The organism is Prevotella sp. E9-3, assembly GCF_022024015.1.
Classification (GTDB): domain Bacteria; phylum Bacteroidota; class Bacteroidia; order Bacteroidales; family Bacteroidaceae; genus Prevotella.
In genome coordinates, this window is sequence record NZ_CP091786.1 from 104,940 (window position 1) to 131,284 (window position 26,345).

Annotated in this window: 20 protein-coding genes; 9 read left to right on the forward strand and 11 right to left on the reverse strand. The window is 47.8% G+C overall.

What is annotated here, in order from left to right; translation table 11 throughout:
• Positions 1 to 836: 836 nt before the first annotated feature.
• Positions 837 to 1,880 (reverse strand): Holliday junction branch migration DNA helicase RuvB, encoded by a 1,044-nt coding sequence (gene ruvB / locus L6475_RS00340; RefSeq protein WP_237821398.1) that lies wholly within the window; start codon positions 1,878 to 1,880, stop codon positions 837 to 839.
• Positions 1,881 to 2,173: 293 nt separating this feature from the next.
• On the opposite strand from ruvB, the gene L6475_RS00345 reads away from it, so the two are divergent.
• A complete protein-coding gene (locus L6475_RS00345) occupies positions 2,174 to 2,641 on the forward strand; it encodes a cupin domain-containing protein (protein WP_237821400.1) in 468 nt (155 codons plus the stop codon).
• Positions 2,642 to 2,792: 151 nt separating this feature from the next.
• Here the strand turns inward: L6475_RS00345 and L6475_RS00350 are convergent, their stop codons facing one another.
• A complete protein-coding gene (locus L6475_RS00350) occupies positions 2,793 to 4,085 on the reverse strand; it encodes a transposase (protein ID WP_237818676.1) in 1,293 nt (430 codons plus the stop codon).
• Positions 4,086 to 4,384: 299 nt separating this feature from the next.
• On the opposite strand from L6475_RS00350, the gene L6475_RS00355 reads away from it, so the two are divergent.
• Positions 4,385 to 4,699 carry a hypothetical protein gene (locus L6475_RS00355; RefSeq protein ID WP_094447880.1) on the forward strand — a complete coding sequence of 105 codons (315 nt, stop codon included), beginning with the start codon at positions 4,385 to 4,387 and terminating at the stop codon, positions 4,697 to 4,699.
• Positions 4,700 to 4,756: 57 nt separating this feature from the next.
• Here L6475_RS00355 and L6475_RS00360 read toward each other — a convergent pair whose 3' ends face one another.
• Both L6475_RS00360 and L6475_RS00365 read right to left on the reverse strand, forming a co-directional pair.
• Positions 4,757 to 5,791, reverse strand: a complete 1,035-nt coding sequence (locus L6475_RS00360; RefSeq protein WP_094447881.1) for a YeiH family protein — start codon at positions 5,789 to 5,791, stop codon at positions 4,757 to 4,759.
• A gap of 73 nt (positions 5,792 to 5,864) precedes the next feature.
• The gene (locus L6475_RS00365) at positions 5,865 to 6,758 is read right to left on the reverse strand and encodes a LysR substrate-binding domain-containing protein (protein WP_237821402.1); all 894 of its coding nucleotides are present in this window, start codon (positions 6,756 to 6,758) and stop codon (positions 5,865 to 5,867) included.
• Positions 6,759 to 7,499: 741 nt separating this feature from the next.
• Between L6475_RS00365 and L6475_RS00370 the strand changes: the two genes are divergently transcribed.
• On the forward strand, positions 7,500 to 9,374 hold the full coding sequence (locus tag L6475_RS00370; protein ID WP_237821404.1) for a glycosyl hydrolase 53 family protein: 1,875 nt from the start codon (positions 7,500 to 7,502) through the stop codon (positions 9,372 to 9,374).
• Here L6475_RS00370 and L6475_RS00375 read toward each other — a convergent pair.
• Positions 9,266 to 11,056 (reverse strand): helix-turn-helix domain-containing protein, encoded by a 1,791-nt coding sequence (locus L6475_RS00375; protein ID WP_237821406.1) that lies wholly within the window; start codon positions 11,054 to 11,056, stop codon positions 9,266 to 9,268. The two genes, L6475_RS00370 and L6475_RS00375, sit on opposite strands and share 109 nt — an antisense overlap.
• Positions 11,057 to 11,254: 198 nt before the next feature.
• Between L6475_RS00375 and L6475_RS00380 the strand changes: the two genes are divergently transcribed.
• Positions 11,255 to 12,886: an alpha/beta hydrolase fold domain-containing protein gene (locus L6475_RS00380; protein ID WP_237821407.1), complete on the forward strand. Its 1,632-nt coding sequence runs from the start codon at positions 11,255 to 11,257 to the stop codon at positions 12,884 to 12,886.
• Between the two features lie 127 nt (positions 12,887 to 13,013).
• A complete protein-coding gene (locus tag L6475_RS00385; RefSeq protein ID WP_237821409.1) occupies positions 13,014 to 13,637 on the forward strand; it encodes an AAA family ATPase in 624 nt (207 codons plus the stop codon).
• A gap of 3 nt (positions 13,638 to 13,640) precedes the next feature.
• On the opposite strand, the gene L6475_RS00390 is transcribed toward L6475_RS00385, so the two are convergent.
• Positions 13,641 to 15,530 (reverse strand): DEAD/DEAH box helicase, encoded by a 1,890-nt coding sequence (locus L6475_RS00390; RefSeq protein ID WP_237821412.1) that lies wholly within the window; start codon positions 15,528 to 15,530, stop codon positions 13,641 to 13,643.
• A 167-nt stretch (positions 15,531 to 15,697) separates the two neighbouring features.
• Here L6475_RS00390 and L6475_RS00395 point away from each other — a divergent pair, with 167 nt between their 5' ends.
• Both L6475_RS00395 and L6475_RS00400 read left to right on the forward strand, forming a co-directional pair.
• Entirely contained in the window at positions 15,698 to 16,639 is a 942-nt protein-coding gene (locus L6475_RS00395) for an ABC transporter substrate-binding protein (RefSeq protein ID WP_237821414.1), read from the forward strand.
• The gene (locus L6475_RS00400; protein ID WP_237821416.1) at positions 16,636 to 18,600 is read left to right on the forward strand and encodes a SpoIIE family protein phosphatase; all 1,965 of its coding nucleotides are present in this window, start codon (positions 16,636 to 16,638) and stop codon (positions 18,598 to 18,600) included. The genes L6475_RS00395 and L6475_RS00400 overlap by 4 nt, the downstream gene beginning before the upstream one ends.
• A gap of 28 nt (positions 18,601 to 18,628) precedes the next feature.
• On the opposite strand, the gene L6475_RS00405 is transcribed toward L6475_RS00400, so the two are convergent.
• The 3 genes from L6475_RS00405 to L6475_RS00415 are packed head-to-tail and all read right to left on the reverse strand — an operon-like array spanning position 18,629 to position 20,331.
• On the reverse strand, positions 18,629 to 19,135 hold the full coding sequence (locus tag L6475_RS00405) for a DUF1648 domain-containing protein (protein ID WP_237821418.1): 507 nt from the start codon (positions 19,133 to 19,135) through the stop codon (positions 18,629 to 18,631).
• The gene (locus tag L6475_RS00410) at positions 19,122 to 19,322 is read right to left on the reverse strand and encodes a hypothetical protein (RefSeq protein ID WP_237821420.1); all 201 of its coding nucleotides are present in this window, start codon (positions 19,320 to 19,322) and stop codon (positions 19,122 to 19,124) included. Before L6475_RS00410 ends, L6475_RS00405 begins: the two co-directional genes overlap by 14 nt.
• A gap of 46 nt (positions 19,323 to 19,368) precedes the next feature.
• Positions 19,369 to 20,331, reverse strand: coding sequence for an SPFH domain-containing protein (locus tag L6475_RS00415; RefSeq protein ID WP_237821422.1), 963 nt, complete (start codon positions 20,329 to 20,331; stop codon positions 19,369 to 19,371).
• 158 nt (positions 20,332 to 20,489) lie between these two features.
• Between L6475_RS00415 and L6475_RS00420 the strand changes: the two genes are divergently transcribed.
• A complete protein-coding gene (locus L6475_RS00420) occupies positions 20,490 to 21,020 on the forward strand; it encodes a TIGR00730 family Rossman fold protein (protein WP_237821424.1) in 531 nt (176 codons plus the stop codon).
• A gap of 94 nt (positions 21,021 to 21,114) precedes the next feature.
• Here the strand turns inward: L6475_RS00420 and L6475_RS00425 are convergent, their stop codons facing one another.
• Complete coding sequence (locus L6475_RS00425) at positions 21,115 to 22,356, reverse strand: FprA family A-type flavoprotein (protein ID WP_237821426.1); 1,242 nt, start codon at positions 22,354 to 22,356, stop codon at positions 21,115 to 21,117.
• On the reverse strand, positions 22,353 to 23,288 hold the full coding sequence (locus L6475_RS00430) for a carbohydrate kinase (RefSeq protein WP_237821428.1): 936 nt from the start codon (positions 23,286 to 23,288) through the stop codon (positions 22,353 to 22,355). Before L6475_RS00430 ends, L6475_RS00425 begins: the two co-directional genes overlap by 4 nt.
• Before the next feature lie 162 nt (positions 23,289 to 23,450).
• Here L6475_RS00430 and L6475_RS00435 point away from each other — a divergent pair, with 162 nt between their 5' ends.
• Positions 23,451 to 26,345 carry a family 43 glycosylhydrolase gene (locus tag L6475_RS00435; protein WP_237821430.1) on the forward strand — a complete coding sequence of 965 codons (2,895 nt, stop codon included), beginning with the start codon at positions 23,451 to 23,453 and terminating at the stop codon, positions 26,343 to 26,345.

Here is a 26,345-nt window from a genome sequence, read left to right on the forward strand (position 1 = left end):
CGCAGGACGATTCAGAGAATTGAGAACTGAGAATTGAGAACTGAGAGGTGTACAACACAATAACAACTTCATAATTTGCCGAAAAAGGCATCAATTTGCAGGCTTTTTAGCGATATTTTTTTTGCTTTTTGGGCTCAAAACTCGCGTCAGATTCACCAAACAGGAAGTGGGGTGGAAATACGCGAGTTTTGACGTATCTTGATTCTTTTTAGAACTATCTGAATATCAATTGATTGCGAGTAAATGGGAATTCTTCTGATATACTCCTATTGCAGTGATTCTATTATGCTGCAATGGCACTTCTGCTATACTGCAACCACCGTTCTATTGCAATACAACCACCATTCTATTGCAATACAACCACCGTTCTATTGCAATACAACCACCATTCTATTGCAATACAACCACCGTTCTATTGCAATGCAACCACCGTTCTATTGCAGTATAGCTGAACTTCAATTTTGGTGCAAGAAAAGTGCTATTTCACCAGAGCAACAGAATAATACCGTCAAATCAAGAAAAATGCGTCAAAATATGCCTTTTTTCAAGAAAAAGTAGGAAAAAAGGGATGAAATCGGCAATTTTCAACTCCAATCACTGAGGTAAGAACGCATCATGAGGGTGAAAAACAAATGATTCTCTTTCTAGATTGAGATTTTTATTTGTCTTAAAAATCGAAAATCTAAACAGGAAGGCAGTAGGTGGAAAAAGCGAACAAAATAGTCCAAGAATTTCTTTCTTTTGAACACGGATTTAACAGATAAAACGGATATTTTTTTCGACTAATTCGTGGTCTGAAAAAAATATCCGTTTAATCCGTTGTCGAAACAAGACGTTTAGCTATCGAACAAGTTCGGTTCCATGATATTGCCGCTGTAGGGGTTGCGACCGAAATGCTTGTAGGCCAGTTCGGTGGCCATACGACCGCGTGAGGTGCGCTTGATGAAACCCTCCATGATGAGGAATGGTTCGTACACCTCCTCTACGGTGCCGGCATCCTCGCCAATGGCAGTGGCAATGGTAGAAATGCCTACCGGACCGCCACGGAACTTGTCGATGATGGTGAGCAGAATCTTATTGTCTATCTCGTCCAGTCCGTACTTGTCGATGTTCAGGGCCGAGAGGGCAATCTTTGTAATCTTCGTGTCAATACCGCCCGTTCCCTTCACCTGAGCAAAGTCGCGCACACGGCGTAACAGCGCATTGGCTATACGTGGCGTTCCGCGCGAACGACCGGCTATCTCCAGCGCAGCATCCTCGGTGATGGGCACGTTCAGCAGTCGGGCCGAGCGCTCAATGATGTGTGCCAGCGTCTGCGGGTCGTAATATTCCAGGTGCATGTTGATGCCGAAACGTGCGCGCAACGGTGCCGTGAGCAGTCCGCTGCGGGTAGTGGCACCCACCAGGGTGAAGGGGTTCAGGTCTATCTGGATGGAACGTGCCGACGGACCTTTGTCTATCATGATATCGATGCGGTAGTCTTCCATGGCCGAATAGAGATATTCCTCTACCACGGGCGACAGGCGGTGAATCTCGTCGATGAAAAGCACATCGCGCGGTTCCAGCGAGGTAAGGATACCTGCCAGATCGCCGGGCTTGTCGAGCACCGGTCCGCTGGTAATCTTGAATCCCACGCCCAGTTCGTTGGCAATAATATTTGAGAGGGTTGTCTTTCCCAGTCCGGGAGGGCCGTGCAGCAGGGTATGGTCGAGCGGTTCGCCACGGTATTTGGCCGCTTCGACAAACACCTCCAGGTTCTCCACCACTTTCTGCTGACCGCTGAAGTCGCTGAAAGCCAATGGGCGGAGGGCATTCTCGAACTCTTTCTCGGCATTGCCGTTGGCATAGCGTTCTTCCCTGATGTCAAAATCGTCGTTCATTTTGATTTTTTCTATGATTTGACTGCAAAAGTAGTGTTTTATTGTCAAATAAGCAAATCTTTTGCAAGGCAAAGACTGTACTTTTGCAAGGCAGTAACTACAGGGCGAATTACATTGTCTTGCTAAATCAGTTCATGTTTTTATCAGATTTTGTTTTTTTTGTTTTATTTTTTTTGTATTTTTGCAACATCAAATAATATAAGATGTGTAATTCTTATGTTAAATACTATCTGAGAATAGTCAGACAAACTGCTGAACAAATTATTGAAATATATTTCTAAACAAAAACAAATATGAAAAAGAATAAGACTTTGGCGGTGGTCACCGCCCTCGTATGTTTTGCAACACTATTTGCAGGTTGCAAGGATGCTCGCACGCAAGAGGATAATGCTGCTCAACAGGTGAAGAGTGAAGAATTGATTCGCACCTCGCAGAGTTGGGATGGTGTGGAACTGCCCGACTATCTACAAGGACGTCCGGAACTGGTGGCCGTGAAGTATGAATTCCCTGCTGGAAAGAAATTGGGTTGGCACCACCATCCAGTGATGAACTATGGCATACTGGTGCAGGGCGAGCTGACTATCATCGGACAAGACGGCAAAGAGAAAACGGTGCATGAAGGAGAGGCTGTTGTGGAAATGGTGAACACAATCCACCATGGCGAGAACCGAGGAACAAAGCCTGTTATCCTTTATATGTTCTATCTCGCGCAGAAGGGTCTTCCCCTGGCGGTACAGCATCCTGAGATTGAGCTTGAATAGAATAGAGAGAAAAAGGAATTGCTATCTTCTTCTTATTATTATACTAAAGTTTCCCACTTGCCATTTTATAGGCTTTTTCAAATGATTGTATCTTGTAATTTACAGATAAACAATTCATTAACATTTTGCAAACGTAAGTTAATGCTCTATATCAATAGTCTGCTACAGCATCTAATGGTGACAAAGCAAGTAGGATTGCTTCAAGCTCATCAACAGTCTGTGTACCTTCCATCAAATTCTCCATGGTATCAGCCACATTGATGCAGAGTTTTACTGCCAACACGTTAAGCAGATTCTTGATGATCTCCAGTGTACGGCGCCATTGAGTGAGCTCAAACAATTCTCGTCTTGTCTCACGGAACAACTCTCCAAGTGCTTCATACTGGTTGAACCGCTGGCCCAATGTCAGCACCATGTGCGTCATAAGACAGAGCGTGCAGTCGGCAATTTGCTCGTCGAAATCTGTACCCTGGTATGAGCCAAGTCCAAGATATTGCCGGCACTCCTTTATCAGCACTTCTATATTCCAGCGTATTTGGTATATCTCAAAGGCTTCCACAAACTTCATGTGGGTGTCCGTCGTGACAATAGCGTCCCAATTCTTATTCCGTCCGACTCTGATGAAGAATATCTTCACACATGTATCCCCCATCATCACCCGTTGCTCGAAATACATGCACTTATACTTGCGGCACACAACAGCCTCACGCTCGTGCAAGGATATAAGCTCATGAACATTGTATCTGCGTGAGCCGACTGCATACTTGTCCTTTCCCATGGCAAGACGGCCTACGACATGTATCGCTCCACCTGCTATCTTCCTTATAGCGCAAACCAATGGAGGCTTCACAAACCACGTGTCCATCAGTGCATAAGCAGCACAAATGCCAAACTTATAAGCCCTCTCTATCATTTTGGCTACGTTGTCATTCTTCTTGGCATCCAGTTCCTTAAAACGCTCATAGTCAGGATTGCTTTCGCTACGCTCTTTGTGGAACTGCATGGAACGTTCTTTCTTTGAGAGGCTGAAGTCTTCTTTCTTTCCTGCTTCCCGATGCATAGATAAGTCTACTGTATATGTACTGCGTCCATCGAAGAACGCGAGCAGGAGCAGCTTGTAACCGAGTACACACTTGCCAAGGACATGGTCAAACACTCGACTAAGCCCCTCGAAGTGTAGCCCGGTTTTGGTCACAGTTGTGTCATCAACAATATAGCATTTTGGCGCTTCGGTCTCCTCTGCATTTTCTTTGCGTACTATGCTTTGAAAACGCCGTGCCATAGATAGCTGCAGAATCTGCCAGTTCATTTCCGAACGAGCCAACAGACGGTAGAAGCAATTTTTGCCGACCTCAAGAACACCATGGAACTTTGTTAGTGACAAGGAGCCTATTGTCTCACCAAGAATACGGAAAACCATCATGGCCAGAATCTGCTCTGCCATATCTCGCCCGCGCATTTTGTCCAAAGAGTGTTTGGAGAGGATTCTGCCTATGCCAAAACACCTCATGAAGTGCATTATTGCGTCACTAGTCTCACTTTTAACACTCAATATCTTGGTCAACTCACCGATTTTGTTTAATTTTGCAAACATATAAGGAATGTTTAATTGTTTATGTATCAATGATTTATTTGCACTACAAAGATACAAAAACTTTTGGACATTCCTTCTTTTTTCCTTGTGTTTTAAGGCCTTAAGTACGATTTATATGCAAGTGGGAAACTTTAGTACCATTATTGCCTATGACAAAGATCGTACATATCAGGCGCTTTCCCGTCAAGGGTGGTTTCTATGCCATCAACCTCTTCAGTATTATCTTCACCATACAGGAGCTCAGTGCCGTGGAGCTTAACCATGAGCGCATTCATACCGCCCACCAACGGGAACTGTTCTTTGTCGGATTCTATCTTTGGTATGTTGTCGAGTGGCTCTTCCTCCTTGTCAAATTTCGCAATGGCATCAAGGCCTACTTCAACATCCGTTTCGAAAAAGAGGCCTACAACCATCAAAGCGATTTGAACTACCTGAAGCATCGGCATCGGTACCACTACCGATAAGAACAACTCCTCATCAATTAAGTATGAATACTTTTATGAACTGAAGACGATAGCACCTCATTGCAATATAGGAGAAAGATATTTGGCCATGAGATAACCGCCGACAATCAGCCAACCATAGAGGACTGCGGCTAAAACAAACGGTTTGAATCCGGCTTTCTTGAACTTGTCGATACTCGTTTCAGCACCGAGAGCCGTCATGGCCATGGTGAGCAGGAAAGTGTCGAAGGTGTTGATGAGCGACACAGCATTGGAGGGTAGCAGGGAGAGCGAGTTGAACCCTATGACAACAAGAAACAGCAGCGCAAACCATGGTATGGTGATAGTGCTCTTCTGCGCGCCACCACCACGGCTGCGCACGCCACGAGCCACGAAGAAGGCCACGACAAGCAGAACGGGCACGAGCATCATAACGCGGATCATCTTCACGATGATGGCCGTGTTGCTCACCGCCGTACCCATGGCATTGCCCGCACCCACCACGTGGGCTACCTCATGAATGGTGCTGCCGGTGAAGATGCCCATCTCATCGGGTGAGAGATTGAAGATGCCACAACGGTACAATATAGGATAGAGAAACATCGAGAGCGTTCCGAAGATGACAACAGTGGCCACAGCAACAGCGGTCTTATACGGTTTCGGACGTATGGCGCCGTCGACACCCATCACCGCCGCAGCACCACAGATGGCACTGCCACACGATGTGAGCAGGGCGATGCTACGGTCCATCTTCAGCAGTTTGCCGATGATGATACCGAGGCCGATGGTTACCCCAACGACGATGGCATCAATGACGATGGCAGGGATTCCCACCTGCATGACATCCTGAAAGCTAAGCTTGAAACCGTAGAGGATGATACCTAATCGCAGTATACGCTTACTACAAAAGCTGATACCCGGTACCCACGTGTCAGGCAGGTTGTTGCGCAGACTGTTGGCATAGAGCATGCCCAAGACAATACCCACGACCATTGGACTCAGCGACAGAGCCTTGACCCAGTTCATGTCGCCAACATAGAAAGCGGCACACGAGAAGAGTGCCATCAGCAGCACGCCGTGAAGCATACTGCTACGTTGTTCTGATAATCTCATTTTTCTTCTTACTTTATGAATTTTCCGCCTGCAAAGGTAAGAAGAAAAAGCCGCTGACAATTATACAGAATAACTATGACTTATAACTTGAAGTTATGAAGTGCTTGAATTTCGACTGCAACTTTGGTGAGGCTCCCTGTTTCTCAACGAAGCAGAACTGGCGTTCAAATTTCAGATGTTCAATGTCCACAATCTTGAAAATGTTGGCATATATCTGGTCGCGCACCGCCTGTATGCTGACAATGCCCATCGCATCGGTATGCTCCACGTAGTGCTTGATGCCCTCGGTAGTACCAAGGTTCATTTCTATATTCAGATCGGTGAGTGCAATGTGCTTTGTCTCAAGTGCTTTCTGTAACACATCTAGGGAGCCCGAACCGAACTCGCGCAGTACGAGCGGTACTGTCCTAAGTCGCTCCATTGTGATGGTGTCGTACTTAGCCAAACGTCCGCCAGTCCTGACAATGGGCACAAGCTCGTCGTCCATAAACGGATGGTATTTCAGCTCAGGCCGTCTGACAATACCCTCAACCATGCCTAAGTCGATGCGCCCCTCGCGTAGGGCAGTCTCCACCTCCCGACTGTTGCCGCTGAGCATTGTGATGCGAATATCGGGAAAACGCTTGTGGAAGTCGGCGATGATGCCCGGCAAGACATACTGCGATATCGTGGTGCTGGCCCCAACGCGCAGTTCGCCGGCTACCTTCTCTTGTAGGGAGTTCATGTCGTAGTCCATCTGCTGATAGTCCTGCTGTATTTTTCTTGCGTGACCAAGGAGTAGCTGACCGGCATGGGTGAGCTGTATGCGGTTACCCAGTCGGTCGAAGAGCCGGCAGTTATACTCCCGCTCCAGCTCCTGGATATGCTTACTGATGGCGGGCTGACTGATGAAGAGCTCCTGTGAGGCCTTAGTGAAGCTAAGGTTCATCGCCGCGCTTAGGAATACTTTTAGACGTATATCTATCATGTCTCAACGGGTTTGGTTTCTGTGGCAAAGGTAAACATTATTCCAGTGATAGAGGTAAACTTTTCTGTTATTATCGTCTCCTACAGTAATTTTTTGTGGTTTGTCTGTATTTCTTTGTATTTCAACACTATAAAGTTACAACAAATTTCGCTAATCACCAAATTTATAAGCACTTATAATTCATCGAACTCACGTTAACTTATGTTTGCAAAATGTTAAATCATTGATTATCTGCAATTAACGAGATTACGTCATTGGGAAAAGCCCATAAAATGGGAAGTGGGAAACTTTAGTTATTATACTTCTTCAAGCATTCTTTTATTTTATTTTTCGCAAGCTCCGCTTGCCTTGAAGATAAAGGGAGACAGCAGGAGATAAATGACATTAGTTTTTCTGCAGAATCACCACAGATGGAGTAATGTCTTCTATCTTCTGCCGCTGAAAAGCGGCTATCTACCTCTATCTTCCTATATCTTCGTAACATGCGAAACTTGAATTAATTAGTTTGTGTACCATTTAGAAATGGTTGACGTGTTATTTTATGCGATTGACGTCTTCCATAATTAAATGTTTTAATGGTACAAATGTAATGAAATTAATTCATTATCAGCAATACAAAACATAAATTCAAGCAGAATCGATAAGAGTTACATAATTTCATGTAGTTGTTACATAAGTTCAAGCACTTTTTAAATATTATACCTACTTTCGCAGCGCTAATTTTAATAAACAATCTTTATAATGAAACAAAAGCTACTACTAATAATGATGTTGATGGCATGGGCGGCTATAGGCGTCCGTGCCATCACGGTGACCGACACCATCTTCAACCGCTCTGAGCATGAAGTGTTTGCTTTTGGTGCAGACGTGAGTTTTGTACCCATGATGGAAAGCTGGGGTACGAAGTGGCTCGACAAGAACGGGAAACAGAAGGATATTTTGCAGATTCTGAAAGAGCAGGGTATTAATAATATCCGTTTGCGTGTGTGGACAGTGAACAGCGGTGCCAGCAGTAAGCAGGAGGTAGTGACGATGTGTAAGCGTGCAAAGGCGAGGGGGCTGGGCGTGATGATCGACTTCCACTATAGCGACACATGGGCCGACCCTGGCAGTCAGACTATTCCTGCGGCATGGACCGATCATAGTGTGGATGCACTGGCACAGAATATTTATGACCACACCTACGACGTGCTGTCAGCCATCAAGGCAGCGGGCGTGGTACCGCGCTGGGTACAGGTGGGAAACGAGACGAAGCGAGGCATGCTCTATCCCGTAGGCCAGACTAACAATGGAGGCTCGGCGGCCTTCGCCAAGTTTGTACTTACTGGCTATAATGCCGTGAAGGCAGTAGATTCTACGATGCAGGTCATCGTCCACCTGCCCGACGGCCATGACAACTCGCTCTACCGTAGTATCTTCGACGGATTGAAGAAGAACGGAGCCAAGTGGGATATCATAGGCTTGTCGGCTTATCCCCGTTGGTCGCACCTCGACGGTCCGACAATGATTACAAAGGTGATGGCCAATATCAATGATCTGAAAAGCCGCTATGGCAAGCCTTGTATGATAGTGGAGACAGGGCATTATCCTAATAAGGCTATAGAGGGTAACCAATATCTCGTTGGTGTGATGGACCGCATGATCAAGAATGGCGACTTGGGCTGCTTCTATTGGGAACCGGAGTCTATGGGCGGCTATGATATGGGAGCCTGGGACGAGGCGACGAGGAAACCCACTGTGATGATGGATGCTTTTCTGGGCGTGAAGCACACAGAGGTGGCATGGCTGATAAAGGCTTCCATGCAGTCGCCACAGACTGAGCAGACCGTCGGAGTCGGTAGTGTGGAGCTTCAGGCAAAAGTCAAGCATCAGCGCAAGGGGCGCATACAATCGGTGGAGTTTCATTTCGACAAGAAGACTGCAGGGACCTATCGGCCCGAAAGTCTTGTCGATGTGCCCGCCACTACCGTTGCTTCGTTAACAGTGGCTGATGTTACCATTGGTGTTCACACAGCATGGGCGAAGGTCACCGACACCTCTAATAATATGCAGACCACCGACACCGTGGCTTTCTTCGTGGGCGAGTCTGTGCTATTCGACAAAGCTGTTGTTGAAAATGCTGGCCAAAAAGGAGGAACAGTCAGCTGGGGAGCAGCCTTCAGTGAGGCGGGCAAATACCGTTTAGCGTTCAAGTATAGCAGTTCGACCTTTCGTGGCACTGAGTTATGGCTAGACGGTGACAGCATCGCCAAGGTGTATTTCATGAAAAACGATGATGCCTATCAATCGATTGATATTGAGATTCCGGAGGCAGGTCCGCACACGCTGCAACTCGTTGCATCAGGCAGTACAGTGCTGCCTGATGTTGCCTTACTGCGCGTCTTTCCGCTTGAAGACCAGACAATGCCTATGCAGACTGATGTCAGTGGCATTATACTAGCCTGTGAAGATGAAAAAGAGAGGGTTGAGGTATATAGTCTTTCAGGAGTGTTAGTGGATGTTACCACTCAGTCGGCATTAGGCATCTCGTTGGGCGACAGGTCGGCAGCCGTGATGGTCTTGCCAAACAGCGTTGGCGGCACACCGAACATTGTGCGGAAACAGCGGCTGAAATAGCTGGCAGAAGAGAATCCTGTGGCATAGCTCACCTCGGCGACAGTCATATTTCCCTCACGAAGTAGCTCGGCAGCATGCCGCAGACGGATGGTGCGGATGAACTCAGTGGGCTTCTGTCCGGTGATTGTCTGAATCTTCCGATAGAAGGTCATGCGACTCATGCATAGGTCGCTGGCCAGTTGTTCTATGCTGTAGGCATCGTCAGCAATGTGCGCCTCGACATGGGTGATAGCTTTTTGCAGCCACTCGTTGGCCAGAATGGGTTGCTGCTGGACAGACTGTTCTGAGGGAGGCGTTACTTCCCTTTGTGGCACAATCTTTTCCGTTAGGGCTGGAGTTCCCTCTTTTATGGCTGTGAGAAATCGCTTACGCTTCTGATGCATCAACCATATGTAGGTAGTGAGTGCCATCAGCATGATGACCAACACGCCAAGCGTCCACCACGTCCAGAGTGGCATGCGTTCCACGATCTTCTCGTTCTGAGGTTGGCTCCAGCGCTGACCGTGTTGTGTCTCATGCAGTTCAATGCAGTAAACGCCCTTATCCTCGATGTTTTGCTGACGGAGAGTTTTCTTCACAGGGTCATACAGACGCACATAGCGGTCGCAGACAATAATGAGGCGCCCCAAGCTGTCAGTCTGCAGAGCCACAACGGCATCGCCGTATTCGTTGGAAGCATAGTCATCTATAGTCAGTGTTTTGTCTTTGTAAGCCATCACTGTGCCGAAGATAGTAGCGAGCCATAACGTGCCGTCATTTGAGATGGTCATGCCCGAAACATCCTTGGTGTCTGGCAGGATGACTTCCTCTCCCTTCTGAGAATCATGCCGGCGTATGTCCTTGCCTGTGCTGAACCATAGACACCCTTTCTCGTCTTCTATCGTTGCCGTGGGGCGAGCCGACAATTTCCTAGCTCTAAGAATAGAGTCGGCTGTCCAGCGTGTCAGTCGCTGACCATCGAACCAAGGTTTTGGCTCTGTTGTACACAAAGCGTAACACTTGCCAAAACCGTCGGCCACTAACAGGTTACCTAAGCAATCGGTGGCTATGCGGCGGAAGTCAATGGTGTCGGGCCATTCTTCGGAAACTTGAACAAGCCTGCCACTGTCAATCCGCAACAGACCGCCCTCCCATTCTTGTGCCCAGATGTGGTCCTCGTCATCCTCATGTAGTCGGAAAATGTATTTGTCGCCTCCGGGATATATATTCAGCAGTCGGCCGTCGGCAGCATACTCGAAGACTTTCTTGTTAGAGGTCAGCCACCAGTGCCCGTTACGGCCCACTATGATGTCGTCCACACGCTTGTCGTCCACATCCTCCAATCGCCGGATGCTGTAGTCGTGCTTGTCAAGCAGCGATGCCCCGTGGAATGTTCCAATGATGATATAGTGCCCGGCGGCCTCGGCCAAGCAGGCCACATCGTTGCTACACAAAAGGTCGGGATGCTCGGCATCGCTGCGGAACGACATTATCTGATGACCGTCATCGCGGCAGATGCCGCCACCCTCGGTGGCATACCACAGAAAACCCTCCGAATCCTGAATTACCTGTAGCACTCGCTGCGATGACAGCTGTTCCAGTCGTGGCAACACGAGTAGATGTTGCTCCTGTGTTCTGCCGATAATCGACAGCACGACCCCGAGCAATAAAAGAAGGAATCTATGGCATTTCATTTGTTTCATTATTAATAGAACGCTACAAAGTTACATTATTTCATTAAGAAGTTACATAAGTTCAAGCGCCTTTTTAATATTATGCGTACTTTTGTAATCGATTAGATAAAAACTTAAAACTGTACAAGAAAGACTATCCAGACAATTATTAAGATGAAAGATGTACTGCCCATGCTATCAGATAAACATATAAATACCAGTAATAACATGAAAAAGTGTCTTTTTTTCTTCCTGAACCTGCTGATGCTCACAGCTTCAGCCCAGACAGGGCAACGACAAATCACAGTGACTGAAAACATCGCCTATCGGACCGACGTGGGACCGAGTACCGTACTTGACTTGGCGCAACCTCTCTTCGGACCACAACAGAACCGTCCGGCCATACTCATCATCCATGGCGGCGGCTGGAGCGCAGGATCGAAGAACGATATGGTTTACCGTACGTTGATGGTGGATTATGCCATGAAGGGCTATGTGGTGTGTAACATGAACTACCGGCTGGTGCAGGAGGCCCCGATGCCTGCCTGTATAGAGGATGTGCAGGCTGCCGTGAAATGGATGAAAGACCATGCACAACAGTTGGGTATTGACCCTGTCCGTATTGGCACATATGGTCACTCGGCTGGCGGACATTTGTCGTTGATGGCCGGACTGACTGCTGGCGTAGCCTGTGCGGTTGGTGGTGCGCCTCCCACGGAGATTGGCCGTGCAGGCGAATGGAATGACCACAGAGAGTGGTGGCCCATCGGCTATATAGGCAAAAGAGAAACACCGATGCTCGTGCTACAAGGCGGCGAAGACCCTGTGGTTCGCCCGAACCTGACGGAAGACTGGGTGGTGAAGATGCAGAAGGCCGGTTCGCCGGTGGACTATGTGAAAGTGCATGGACAGCACGGTGTGGCCTTCGATCAGCAGCTGGAATTCACTCGTCCTGCCATGGATGCCTTCTTTGCACGCTATCTGAAACACGATGACCCGACCCTCTCATTTGAACAGCTGAAGGTGGTGGAGTATGGCGGCAGCGGTCCCTACAAGGCGGTGGCAGTCCGTGAAAAATCACTCACCGACTTTGTGGTTTACAGACCCATGAATATTGATGCCGCCATGACCGTTGGAAGGCCAACCATGTTTGCTACCGGAGCACCCCAAAAAGAGAAGCTGCCTGTGATGGTGTTCTGCAATGGCGGTTGCATGGATACCAGTATCGGTTATGAAAACATGCTTACAGACCTGGCCTCCTACGGATATATGGTAGTGGCCATTGGCGAGATGCAGATGCTAGCCCGGCATGAGAACGACCAGCACACACCTTCGTCAATGGTCAAGAAGGCCCTCGATTGGATTAGCCAGCAGGCCTCTAACCCCAGTTCACCTTATTATAATAAGATAGATGCCGACCGCATTGCTGCCGCCGGACACTCCTGTGGCGGTGCTCAGGTGCTGGCCAATGCTGCAGACCCGAGACTGCAGACCTACGTCATTCTCAATGCCGGCATGGGCAAGATGACGATGGCCGATGCCAGCAGAAAGTCGCTGAAGAACCTGCACGGACCTGTACTATACCTTGTGGGCGGAACTACGGATGTGGCCTGGCAGAACGCACAGATGGACTACAAGGCTATAAATAGAGTGCCTGTGGTGCTGGCCGATAACATGCAGAGCGGACACGGCGGCACTTACGAGCAGCCCTTTGGCGGTGCCAACAGCCGTATGGTGCGAGCCTGGCTGGACTGGCAACTGAAGGGTATAGAGAAGTTTAAACAACTCTTCCTTAGAGGCGACCTCACCGGATACGACGGATTCACCATCATGCAGAAGAATTTCAGAGATAAACATTAAACATCTGTTCTACAGTTACCTTTTTTATTCATATTTCTTAATGCAATAAATAGGCGTTTTCTTCGTTTAGATGTCAACAAGAGATTGAAAGACATTTCTATACGAAAGAGAACAAACAAAAAACGAGATGAATAAATCAGAAAAATTTGTGATTACCATTAACCGTGAGTTGGGTTCTGGCGGACGAACTGTCGGACGCAAGCTGGCTGAGCGCCTGCAAGTGAAATTTTATGACAAGGTGCTCACGGAGAGTCTGACGCAGAAATATCGACTGACGATTGACGAGATAGAGCGTATCAAGGCTCAGAAACTGTCGTGGTGGGATGAGTTTAATAATTTCTATAAGGGCTTTCTGGCCAATTTTACGCCATCGGCCGATCCGGAACTGAAGCTGACCTCTACCAATGTGTTTGAAACTGAGCGCCGCATTCTGGAAGCACTGGCCCGTCAGGAGTCGTGTGTGGTGGCTGGTCGCAGTACATTCCTGATGTTTAAAGAGTGGCCTAACCACCTGAATGTGTTTATTCAGGCCCCACTACTGAACCGCATAGACCGACTGGCGCGCAAGCGTGGAATTACTACCGAGGAGGCTCTGCATATTTTGGAAGAGGTGGATGAGAGTCGTGAAAGCTATTTGCAGAAATATACTGATAAGTCGCGTTATGATACAAGAAACTACGACCTCGTGATCAACATGGCTGACATGACTGAAGACGAGGCCGTAGATGTGATAATGGCGTATATTCGCTAACGCTTATTTCTTTTTCTTTGGTTTGCGGCGTGCCCAGCCCTCTTCTGTGAAGTCGGGCTCCTCACCTCGCAAACCATATTGTTTCTTGCCGCGGCGATTGTCTTCGGTGGCTATGCGCATCAGGTCGCGCCAGTTGCCGCTGTCTTCTTTCTTTTCAACTCGCTTTTCTCTTCTTTCTTTTCTCTCGCCTCTTTCACCGCCTTTCTTACGTTCGCCTCTTTCATTGTTTTCGGGGCGACCGTCTTCCTGATTGTTGCAGCGCACGGTGCGTCCTTTATAGCGAATACCGGTGAGTTGGCTCATCACTTTGCGGGCGTCCTTGTCGGGCACCTCGAAATAGCTGATGGTGTCGAGCAGGTCGATATGTCCTACCTGCTGACGACCGCCCACATAGCGGTTCAGCGTCTGCATCAGTTCACCGGGATAGAATCCGTCGCGCTTGCCCAGATTGATGAACAGTCGAGTAAAACCTTTCTCGGGTTTGTTCACCCGTTTCTGGCGGTCGGTCTGATTGCGCTTGTCTTTCCGGTCGGCTTTTTCCTCTTTCACCTTTTCCAGTTCGGGCGCTTCGGCATAATAGGCCAGGAACTTGCCGAACTCGAGTGATACAATCTTCTTGATGATTTCCTCCTTGTCGATATACTCGAAGTAGCGGTTCATATCGTCGATGAAAGGAGCAATCTCGTCGTCGTTCACATCGGTCTTCACAATCTGGTCCATCACCTTGTAGAGCTGTTTCTTACAGATCTCCTCGGCCTTGGGAATCTCGGCTTCGACAAACGATTTGCCAATCACTTTCTCGATGTTGCGAATCTTGTGTTTCTCCCTTGAGTGAACAATGCTGATGCTGGTACCTTTCTTTCCGGCACGACCTGTACGGCCTGAGCGGTGGGTATAGTTTTCAATATCGTCGGGGAGTCCGAAGTTGATGACGTGAGTCAGGTCGTTCACATCCAGTCCACGTGCAGCCACATCGGTGGCCACCAGCAGTTGAGTGAGGTGCTGACGGAATTTCTGCATGGTCAGGTCGCGCTGTTGTTGCGAGAGGTCGCCATGCAGGGCTTCGGCGTTGTAGCCGTCCTTGATCAGTTTGTCGGCAATCTCCTGAGTTTCCAGTTTGGTGCGACAGAAAATGATGGCGAAGATGCGTGGGTTGTAGTCAACAATACGTTTCAAGGCCAGATATTTGTCCTTGGCCTGAACCATGTAGTAGATGTGGTTTACACTCTCGGCACCCTCGTTGCGCGAACCTACCACAATCTCCTGATGGTCGTTGAGGTATTTCTTTGCCACCCGCTCCACATCGCGGCTCATCGTGGCCGAGAACATCAAGGTGTTGTGTTCCTTTGGCAATGCTTCGAAAATCTCTTCGATAGCGTCAGAGAATCCCATGTTCAGCATCTCGTCGGCCTCGTCGAGCACAATGTTCTGCACCTGTTCCAGTTTGGCATAGCCACGGTTCTTCAGGTCGATGAGTCGGCCTGGAGTGGCCACGATAATCTGAACACCTTTCTTCAGGGCGCGCATCTGTTGTTCGATGGCAGCACCGCCATAGACAGCTTCGATATGGATGCCGTCCATGTATTTAGAGAAATCGCGCAGGTCGTCGGCTATCTGCAGACACAGTTCGCGTGTAGGAGAAAGGATAAGTGCTTGGGGAAGACCTTTCTTCTCAGCTGATACAGGTTCGCCTTGCCACAAGCGCTGGAGTAAGGGAATGCCGAATGATGCCGTTTTTCCCGTACCCGTCTGTGCAAGGGCGATGGTGTCTTTTCTACTCTCCAACAGCGTTGGAATCACTGCTTCTTGCACAGGCATGGGCTGTACAAACCCCATTTCTTCGATGGCGCGACGAATCTCTTCACATACGCCAAGTTCTTCAAATGTCTTCATTTACAATTATTTGCGTGCAAAGTTACCTATTTTTTATCAGAATAAACCATAAATCGGTAAAATAGTTGTTTTTCCTTTTTGCGTTTCACTGTTTTTTTGTATTTTTGCCAACGATAATACAATATTTTATTCTTGGACAAAATAAATTATTAGCCTAATAACGCAAGATGTACAGACTGAAACTAATCGCCATACTACTCTTTTCCTGTTTAATGTCGTATGGTCAGGAAGATATTGTTTTTTCTCCACAATGGACGCCACAGGCACAGTTTGTCGGCTATTATGTGGCTGAGGCCAAAGGATTCTATAAGGATATGGGGCTGAATGTACAAATTGTCCATCCGTCGGCTTCAAATCCATGTATAAACCGTTTGAAGAGTGGAAGCAGTCAGATTATTACCCTGCAGCTGCCTACTGCCATGCACTATATTGATCAGGGAATACCTTTGAAAAACGTGTTGCAGGTGTTGCAGAATAATTCGCAGATGATTGTGTCGCACAAACCGCTGAAGAGTATTCATGACCTGGATGGGAAGAAAGTGGGTACGTGGTATGTAGGGTTCAGTGAGTTGGCCTATGCCATGGCCCGTCAGCAGAAAGTGGAGTGGGAGTGGGTGCCTTTCATTCAGCATGTGAATCTGTATGTTTCTAAGGCTGTAGATGCTACGATGGCGCAGAGCTACAACGAGTTTTTCCAACTGAAGTTGGCCGGTCAGCGTTTTCAGGACAGTCAGCTTATCTATCTGGCCGATATAGGTTGTAATATACCGGAGGATGGTATCTATGTAACGGCCGATTATTATAAAGCGCATCCTCATACCGTAGATAAATTCGTTCGTGCCTCAAGACAAGGGTGGGAGTGGGCAGCCAGTCACCCGGAAGAGGCCCTTGATATTGTCATGGATGTGGTGCGTAAGAATGGGGTGAAGACCAACCGTCCTGCCCAGCGTTGGATGCTGAAGCAGATTCTGGAGTTGACCAATGATCATAAGACAGGTAAGCGAACCTATCGACTGGAACCTGAAGCAGTGAACCTGGTAAACCAGTTGATGGGTGAAACTGGTTATCTGAACCGTACCATTACATACAAAGAAATTACTGAGCCATGAAATTAGCCAAGATATTTATCCCCTCACGTTCGTTGGCAGCCAAGATCACGTTTTGGGTTACGGCTCCAATGCTACTCACGTTCATAGTTGTCACATTGTTCATTTATGGCACAACTTCTTATGGCATCTATCTGGAGGCCAACGCCCGCTATCAAGGACTGCTCAATAGTAATAACGAGCGTGTGAATGCTACACTGAGTGCAGTAGAAGTGGCCATTAGCAATGCAGTGCCGCAGGTAGAAGAACGGTTGAATAACCCAGATCAGCTCTTTAGCGTAGTTGAGCGAGTGTTGGCATTGAACCCTGACATCGTGGGTTCGGCCATTGCCTTCGAACCAAACTATTATCCTGAAAAAGGAGTGCAGTTCTCCCCCTATGCCTATCGCAACGGGGATGTGATAGAGACCAAGCAGTTGGGTACTGCCGACTATGAGTATCACTATATGGACTGGTATCAGATACCGAAACTCTTGGACCGTCCCTATTGGAGTGAGCCTTATTTCGACAAAGATGGGGGCAACATGATGATGACCACTTACTCGCTTCCGCTGCGCAATAGTAATGGCGAACTGTATGCTATCTTCACAGCCGATTTGGCTTTGGAATGGCTCGTCAACATGATGCTTCAGACAGATAGCATCAACAACAATGAACAAGGGGTAGGGCAAGGCCATGCTTTCAGTTTTATCATAGGAAAAAGCGGCACCTATATTGCTCATCCAGATCCAAGAAAGGTGCTGAATGAAACCCTGTTTAGTCACTGTATGGAAACGCCCGACAGTACAGACGATGCCATAGCCTATGAGATGATTGATGGGCGGAAAGGAGATGCAGTAATTGAATATGATGAAAGTTTGCGTGTGTTCTATTCTCCTATTGAGCACACAGGATGGTCTATGGCCATTGTGGTTCCGGAACACGAAATGGTGGCAATGGCTCAGAAAGTGGGACTCGTTATCATAGCGCTGATGCTGCTGGGCCTTGTTGTCGTATTTGTGCTATGCTACTATAATATTGGAAGAATCACCAAACCGCTGACACGATTTGCCGATTCGGCCGACGAGATTGCTCAGGGTAACTTCGAAGCGCCGCTGCCTGTTGTGCATACCCACGACGAGATGCGCCGACTGTACGACTCATTCAATACCATGCAGCATTCGTTGAACAATCAGATTCAGGAAACCATTCGAGTAACTGAACAGAAAGGACGTATTGAGAGTGAATTGAATATTGCGCGAACCATTCAAATGGCAATGTTGCCCAAAACCTTCCCGCCTTTCCCCGACTGCAAAGAGGTGACCATCTTCGGACAACTGACACCGGCAAAGGCAGTGGGCGGTGATCTGTACGACTTTTATATCCGCGACGGAAAACTATTTTTCTGTATAGGTGATGTGAGTGGAAAGGGCGTTCCTGCCTCATTGGTAATGGCTGTGACGCGTGCCCTGTTCCGAACCATCTCTGCTCATGTGTCTGAACCGAGCCTCATCGTTAAACAACTCAACGATACCATTGCTGAAGATAATGAGGCAAACATGTTTGTAACGCTGTTTGTGGGAGTGCTCGATTTGGCTACGGGCAATATGCGCTATAGTAATGCAGGGCATGATGCACCGCTGCTTATTTCTGCTGACGGTAAGAACATCGGACTCTTGCCTGTTGACAGCAATCTACCTGTAGGTGTTATGCCTGACTGGCAGTTCAGTGAGCAGGAAGCAGATATATATATAGGTACAACAATCTTCCTTTATACAGACGGACTGACCGAGGCCGAGAATATCGACCACGATCAGTTCGGAACACAGCGTCTTCATCAAGCGGCTCAGGCTACAAGTGAAGACGGTCAGATGTCACCCCGCTCCATCATTGACCATATGACCAACGCCGTTCATGCTTTCGTGGGTGATGCTGAGCAGAGCGACGACCTGACAATGATGGCTATTCACTATACGCCCGATTAATCATGAGCAGCACTTTGTGAATATCAGATTATTGGGCTCCTGCCTTGTGAATAAATACGCAACAGATTATTGTAGTTGCGAGGATGACGCCTACCGTAGAGAGGATAAGAACTTTGGCAGGAATATTCCAGCCAATGCCCGATCCTAAAGTAGTCAGAGCCATACAGAGTGTGAGCAGGAGTATCTCAATAGCCATGATGCGTGTCATACGGCTAACAAGCGTATATTGGCGGAAATTACGCACTTCAACAGGCAGATTGATCATGTGTGGGAAATAGGCAAACACCATCATGGCAATACCCACTATCGTGGTTATTCCGCAGGCGAACAGGATGTGGCCGGGAGTTCCCCATCCGTTAGGATTCCCTTGCAGGTCGAAATGAATGGCTATTGTAGAGGGGGCTTGTCCGGAAAGCCATGAAATGAATCCCCACAGCAGAATAGCCAGTACGGTAAAGGAAACTTCAAAAATAGTGCCTTCTAAGGTACGGCCCATTTTTACCTTTTTGTTATTCTTTTGCTTAAACAGTTTCATCTTCTTTCGTGCTATTAGTTTTGTTATTCTTTGGCAGTCGATGCGCCTTGCGCAGAGCTTCGTTGATGATCCATTGAAGTTGGCCGTTGGTAGAGCGAAACTCATCAGCGGCCCAGGCTTCAATGGCATTCATTGTTGCGGCATCGATGCGCAGAATAAAACTCTTTGTTGCAGTATCTTTTGCCATTACGTTTTTCTAAATTATACAGACAACCTTTTCTTATAGGGTATCTTTATTTATACAGGCTGCCAGTGTTTACAACAGGTTGGGCTGCATCGTCACCGCAGAGTACAACGAGCAGATTGCTCACCATGGCAGCCTTCTTTTCGTCGTCCAGCTCAACAATGCTTTCTTTCGACAGTTTGTCAAGGGCCATCTTCACCATAGAGACAGCACCCTCCACAATCTTTTCGCGTGCTGTGATAATGGCTGAGGCTTGCTGACGGCGCAGCATAACGGCTGCAATTTCGGGGGCATAAGCCAGATAGTTGATGCGGGCTTCTACCACTTCGATACCTGCCAGGGCCAGACGTTCGTCGAGTTTCTCTTCCAACTGTTTGTTGATCTCGTCACCACCGTCGCGAAGGGTCATTTCCTGTGAGTTCTTTTCGTCGGTATCATCGTAGGCATATTGACCGGCTACTTGACGGAGGGCTGCATCGCTCTGAACCTTGACAAAGTTCTCCAAAGCCTGCATAATACCTTTCAGACTGCTACCGCCAATCTCTTCCTGGTTTGTTGGTGCCATGGTCTGTGAGTCAATCTCAAAGAGGGCCTTATAGGTGTCTTTCAGTTTCCATACCAATACCAAGCCAATCATCACAGGATTACCTACTTTGTCGTTCACCTTGATAGGTTCGGCATCAAGATTACGGGCACGCAGCGACAGCTTCTTTGTTCCGTAGAAAGGATTCACCCAGTAATAGCCTGTTTCAGTAAAAGTGCCGGCATACTTGCCAAACCAGGTCAGCACACGTGCCTCATTGGGCTCAAGCATCAGGAAGCCGCACATCATGATAATAGAGAAAATCAGCAGAGCTATACCGCCGAATAAAAGATACAGACCGTCAGTTTTATCATCCGACAACATGATGATACCTATAATGGTCCATGCAATACTGAGAATGGTTAATGCTAAAGTGACAAACAGCATCAAAAAGCCGTTAAATACACTGCCTTCAAATTTCTTCTCCATGTCTTTTAAAGTTTAAATAGTTAAGTTAAAGTGATATCAAAATGATATTGCAAATATATTACATTTTTGAAATGCGACAATGGAAATAGAGAAATATATAACGTTATTTAACAAACCAATGATTCGTGCTTTTTCGAGCATTTGTTAACTTTGTGCCCATGAAACTATGTGTTTTTTGTTCGGCCAATCAACAGATTGACCCACTTTTTTTTGAGATGACCCATGCGTTAGGTCGCTGGGCAGCAGAGAACGGACATAGCATCGTGTTCGGTGGTCATGATGCCGGACTGATGCATTCAGTAAGCAAAGCCTGTAAGGAGGCTGGCGGACAAGTGATTGGCGTGGTGCCCCGTAAAATTGAGGAGATGGGCAAACTGAGTCCTTGGCTCGATGTGCATATTCCTACTGAAGACCTAACCGACCGTAAGGAACTGATGATGGTGCAAAGCGATGCTTTTATTGTGTTGCCAGGAGGAATAGGTACGCTCGACGAGCTGTTTACCGTAGTTGCAGCTGCCACGCTTAACTATCATCAGAAACCCATCATTCTCTGGAATATGAATGGTTTCTGGAATTCACTCATTGCCTGTCTTGACGATTTGGAGGCAAAAGGGATGATGCGCAACAGTTGGCATACTTATATAAAAACAGCTACCACCCTTGATGAGGTGGCAGCTGCTCTTTTTTAGTGAAACAGCCCCATCTACGGGATGCTGTTTTTTTCTGTTTAATAAACGACCATTTCTTGTCCTGTGTGTTGCGACTCGGTCGCAACATACAGAACTACTTCTTTAGCGCTTCGGCCATTGCGCGGCCCAGTGCCTCACACTGTGCAATGGTTTCGCTATTAAGGGCCTGTTTGATTTCCACAGGCGTACCAACGGCATCGTAGTGCAGGCGCTCGTCGTTCCATTTCTGAATCTCACTCACTGCTTTTGATGCCCAGCTGTAAGAGCCGAACCAACCGAAGAGACGGCCTTTTATATCCTTCTGCGACAGTTCGTCCAGGAGCACGTTCATCTCGTGGTAGAGTCCGGTGTTATAGGTAGGAGCACCTACGATGAGACCTTTATAGCGGAACAGATCGCGGATGATGTAGGAGTGGTGAGTCTTCGACACATTATACATCACGATATTCTTTACACCGGCTTCGGCAGCACTGCGGGCAATAACTTCGGCAGCACGCTCGGTATTGCCATACATGGTGCCATAGCAGATCACAAGACCGGGCTCGGCTTCATAACGCGACAACTGGTCGTAGATGCCAATCACCTTCTCTACATTCTCGTGCCATACCGGTCCGTGGGTAGAACAGATATAGTCAACCTTCACCCCAGCGAGTTTCTTCAGGGCCATCTGTACGGGAGTACCGTATTTTCCTACGATATTGGAATAGTAGCGCACCATCTCCAACCAGAAGGTGTCGCAGTTCATTTGCTCGTCGATAAACGCGCCGTTCAAGGCACCGAAGCATCCGAAGGCATCACCAGAGAAAAGTATCGTTGCATCTTCAGCATTACTGTGAGCGGTAGCCAACTCTACACTCTCCACTCTACACTCTCCACTCTTACATAGTGTCATCATGGTCTCAGGCCAGTGCACCATAGGAGTGAGTACAAACTGAAGCTCGTGGTTGCCCAATGAAAGAGCGTCTCCGTTCTTCACCTCGTGCAGTCCGTCGGTAAGTTTGTAGAAACCGGCCATCATATCGAATGTCTTCTTATTGCCGACAATCTGAATGTTGGGATAGAACTGGCGCAGCAGGGCCAGCGAGCCGCTGTGGTCGGGTTCCATGTGGTTCACTACAACATAGTCGATAGGACGGTCACCGATCACCTCGCGTATGTTTTCGAGGAAAGGTATGAAGAAGTCAACCTCAACAGTGTCGATGAGGCACACTTTCTCGTCGTTGATCAGATAAGCATTGTAACTAACGCCGTTTGGCAATGGCCAAAGGCCTTCGAAGAGCGTCTTGTTGCGGTCGTTGACGCCTACGTAATAGATGTTTTTGATGATTTCTTTCATAATGTATTGATTAGTTTTCCGAATTCGGGTTCAATATAGTTATTGAAGCTGTGGCAAACATTTGCAGCGAAACGGTTGCCGCTTTCTATGAGACGGTCCCACTGCTGTTCGGTGAGTCCGTTTTCAATATTCTCACGAGTGATGCCGTCGCGGATGAGGCCGAACACAAAACCTGCATTGAAATTATCGCCGGCACCAATAGTGCTTACCACCGTTCCATCATTCTGGATGGGATATTGTTTGGCAAAACCATTGTCGGCTCTTACCTCAACGGGTTGGGCGCCGCGTGTATAGATGAATTTCTTGGTGTAGAAAGATATTTCAGAGCGATACACAGAGTCGGCATCCTTTTTCTTGTACATAATCTCAAAGTCCTCTTCGCTGCCGCGTACTATATCGGCCATTTCCAGATTTTCGATGATATTGGGCGTTACGCGCAGCAGGTCGGTCTTGTGCGATGCACGGTAGTTCAGGTCGTAATAGAGAATAGCTCCCTGTTTGTGGGCATAGTCGAGAAAAGCTGCCACCTGTGGGCGAACCACGGGGTTGATGGCAAAGAACGAGCCGAATATCACCACGTCGTCCTCATGGATGTCAGGGTAGGTAAAGTCTATCTGGTCGTGTGGATGGTCTTTGTAAAACAGGTAGTCGGCATTGTTCTCCTCGTTGAGGAAAGCCAGTGAGATAGGCGATTTAGAATCAGGAAAAGTACAAACGCCCGACTCATCGACACCATTGTCTTTCAAGAAATTTTTGATTAACTGGCCCACACGGTCATTACCTGTTTCGCCGATAAAAGAAGCAGGAATGCCTGCGCGTCCTAAAGAGATGATTGCATTGAAGGCAGAACCACCGGGCACTGCCTGTACGGGCTGATCGCCCTTGAAAATAATGTCGAGAACGGTCTCGCCTATACCTATAACTTTTCGCATATTGCAGATAAATAATCCTATTGAAGTTTTTGCAAAATTACAAATTAGCTTGTTAATAACCAAATTTTAACGTGAGAAAGACTCTTGTTTTTATTATTTTTCCTATCTTTGCAAATTGAACTTGATCCTATAAATAATTACAAATCAAAACATTGCTATATAATGAAAAAACTACTATCACTACTATTATGTGCCTTACCCTTTACAGCCGTGATGGCGCAAGAGGAAACAGAGATCACTACAACTCAGGCAAAGAGCATGTACAAGAATACTTCTAAGAAGCGAATCAGTGTGCATGATCCGTCTGTTGTCTATGAGCCGGTATCCAAGCGTTATTACATTTTCGGCTCGCATAAATCCGGTGCTTATTCTACCAATTTGCAGAACTGGACCTCGTCGGCTCCAACATGGCAAGTTGGTACTAACACAAATGCTGCCAATAAGGATGCTTTCGTGACTCCTGCCGTCACCAAGGTGATGAAGGGTGGGGTGGAAGTTGATTTCCCCGCTTTCAATGCCATGGAATGGTCGGGGCGTACGGATGAGTCCTATAATATAGACGGCAATATGTGGGCTCCTGACGTGTTGTGGAACCCAATCATGGAGAAATGGTGCATGTATCTGAGCATCAATGGCGATGCGTGGCATTCCAGTATTGTGTTGCTTACTTCCGACAAGATTACGGGCCCGTATCTCTATCAGGGGCCTGTAGTGATGAGTGGTTTCCAGGATAGTGGTCACTCTTATAAAGGTACAGACCTTGAACTTGCATTAGGCACGCTGACATCATTGCCCACACGCTATGCTGTCGGTAGTGGATGGGGGCGTCGCTGGCCTCACACTATTGATCCTTCCGCATTCTTTGACGAAGACGGAAAACTGTGGCTGGTATATGGTTCGTGGAGTGGAGGTATCTGGATGCTGGAGCTCAACGAAGAGAATGGCTTACGTGATTATGATGTGGTATATCCATCTACGGGCGGCAGTACCGATGGCGTGACCAGCGATCCTTATTTCGGCAAGAAGATAGCCGGCGGCTATTATGTGTCGGGCGAAGGGCCTTATATTGAGCATATAGGCAATTACTACTACCTGTTTGTGAGCTATGGAAACTTTACTGCCGGCGGCCGCGACGATAAGAACAATCCCGTAGGTGGCTACGTGATGCGTATGTTCCGTTCGCAGAAACCCAACGGCCCCTATGTTGATGCCAATGGAGTAAGTGCTATCTTCAATAACTATGTGCTGAACTATGGCAATGGCAGTGACACCCGTGGCGTGAAGGTGATGGGCGCTTACGACCATTGGGGATTCATGTCGGAAGGCGCGAATAAGGAAGGTGAACTGTCGCAGGGCCATAACTCTGTTATTGCCGCCGAGGACGGGCGTACCTATTTGGTTTATCACACTCGCTTTAACGTGGGCTATATGGCCGATGGAAAGGTTTATGAGGGTCATTCCGTACGTGTTCACCAGATGTTCCTCAATGCTAATAACTGGCTGGTGGCTTCGCCCTTTGAGTATAATGGCGAAACACTTACCGACGAGGAACTGGCCACCACCCAGAATGTTCCTGATAGTGAAATACCTGGTGTCTACCAGATTCTCGTTCATAAATACAAGACCGATATTGCCAATTTTGAAACCGTAGAACCTGTAAAAATCACACTTACCGCCGATGGTAAGATTTCAGGAGCTTATACGGGAACGTGGAGTCTGAAGGAAGGCACCAGTTACATCACCTTGAAACTGGGCTCTACAAACTATCATGGTGTGCTGTTTGAACAGCAGATAGATGGCAAGAGTATTAAGACTGTGGCCTTCTCGGCATTGGCTCTCAACGGTGTCAACGTGTGGGGCTATAAGTTCCGCGACGACTATTCAATTGCCTGGCAGTTGAACAATCAGACCGAGCCGTTGTCCAATGGTCAGCGTGTGAACAAGAATATCGACCTCTATGCTATGAGCGAGAATGTAGATAATGTTTCTCTGCACTGGACCACCAGTAATCCCGAGGTCATTTCCGCTTATGGTAAGTATTATCCTGTAGGTTTGGAGGAAAACACCACCGTTCAACTCACTGCCCGCCTTGAAGCCGGCCATTATTTCTGGCAGAAAGATTATAATGTGACTGCTCAGTCGGAGGAAAATTCGCAGACCACCTACACTACTTGGAAAGATGGCATGCTGGCCCACTATGAGTTTGACAATGCTGAATTGTCTAACTCGCTGAATCCTTCAGAGAAAGCCCAGTTGAAAAAGAACGGTACTGGCAAACAGCCTACATTGGTTGAGGGCGAAGTGTTGCGCAATGGAAATGTGGTGCACACCGTCTTTGGTGCCAAGGGTAAGGAAAGTTATGTTGCCATACCTAACCCCCTGAAGGGAAAGGAACTTGCCAATGGCGCTACCGTCTCATTCTTCGTGAAGCGTAGCGATGCCAATCTGTGGGATGCCCTCTTTGGCGCTACAGCCGGTACTGCTCAGCTCTATATGACGGGCAATCTCTATATGGGCTTTAACAGTGGCGATGGCAATTACATCGATATTAACCATCCCGAGACCGTACAGCCTACCGACCTTACCGTTGACCGTTGGCATTTGGTGACAATCACCTTTGAGCGCACGGCAACTGCCACTTCTGGCGGCATCACCATGTATATAGATGGTGTGGCCCATAAGAGCGACCGCTACAAGGAGGAACTCAATGGCAAGTCGGCCACTACCCGTCAGGGATTCAACTACAACCTGATTGTTGACCATCTCGCCGCTGCCGACGAACTGATGCTTGGCAATGGCTCGTTCTGGGGTACTGCCGATGCCTCGTTCGACGATGTGATAGTCTATGACCGTGTGCTTTCTACTCTTGAGATTAGGGCACTGAACCAGATGGTGAACCGTTCGAACATCAACGGCAAACTGGATGGTATCAGCGACGTAACGACGGCTCAGCCCGTGAAGAGTTCCGATGCTGTGTTTGACCTCTCGGGTCGTCGCATCACTGTGCTCCGTCCAGGACTCTATATCAAGAACGGAAAGAAGTTTGTGATCAAGTAA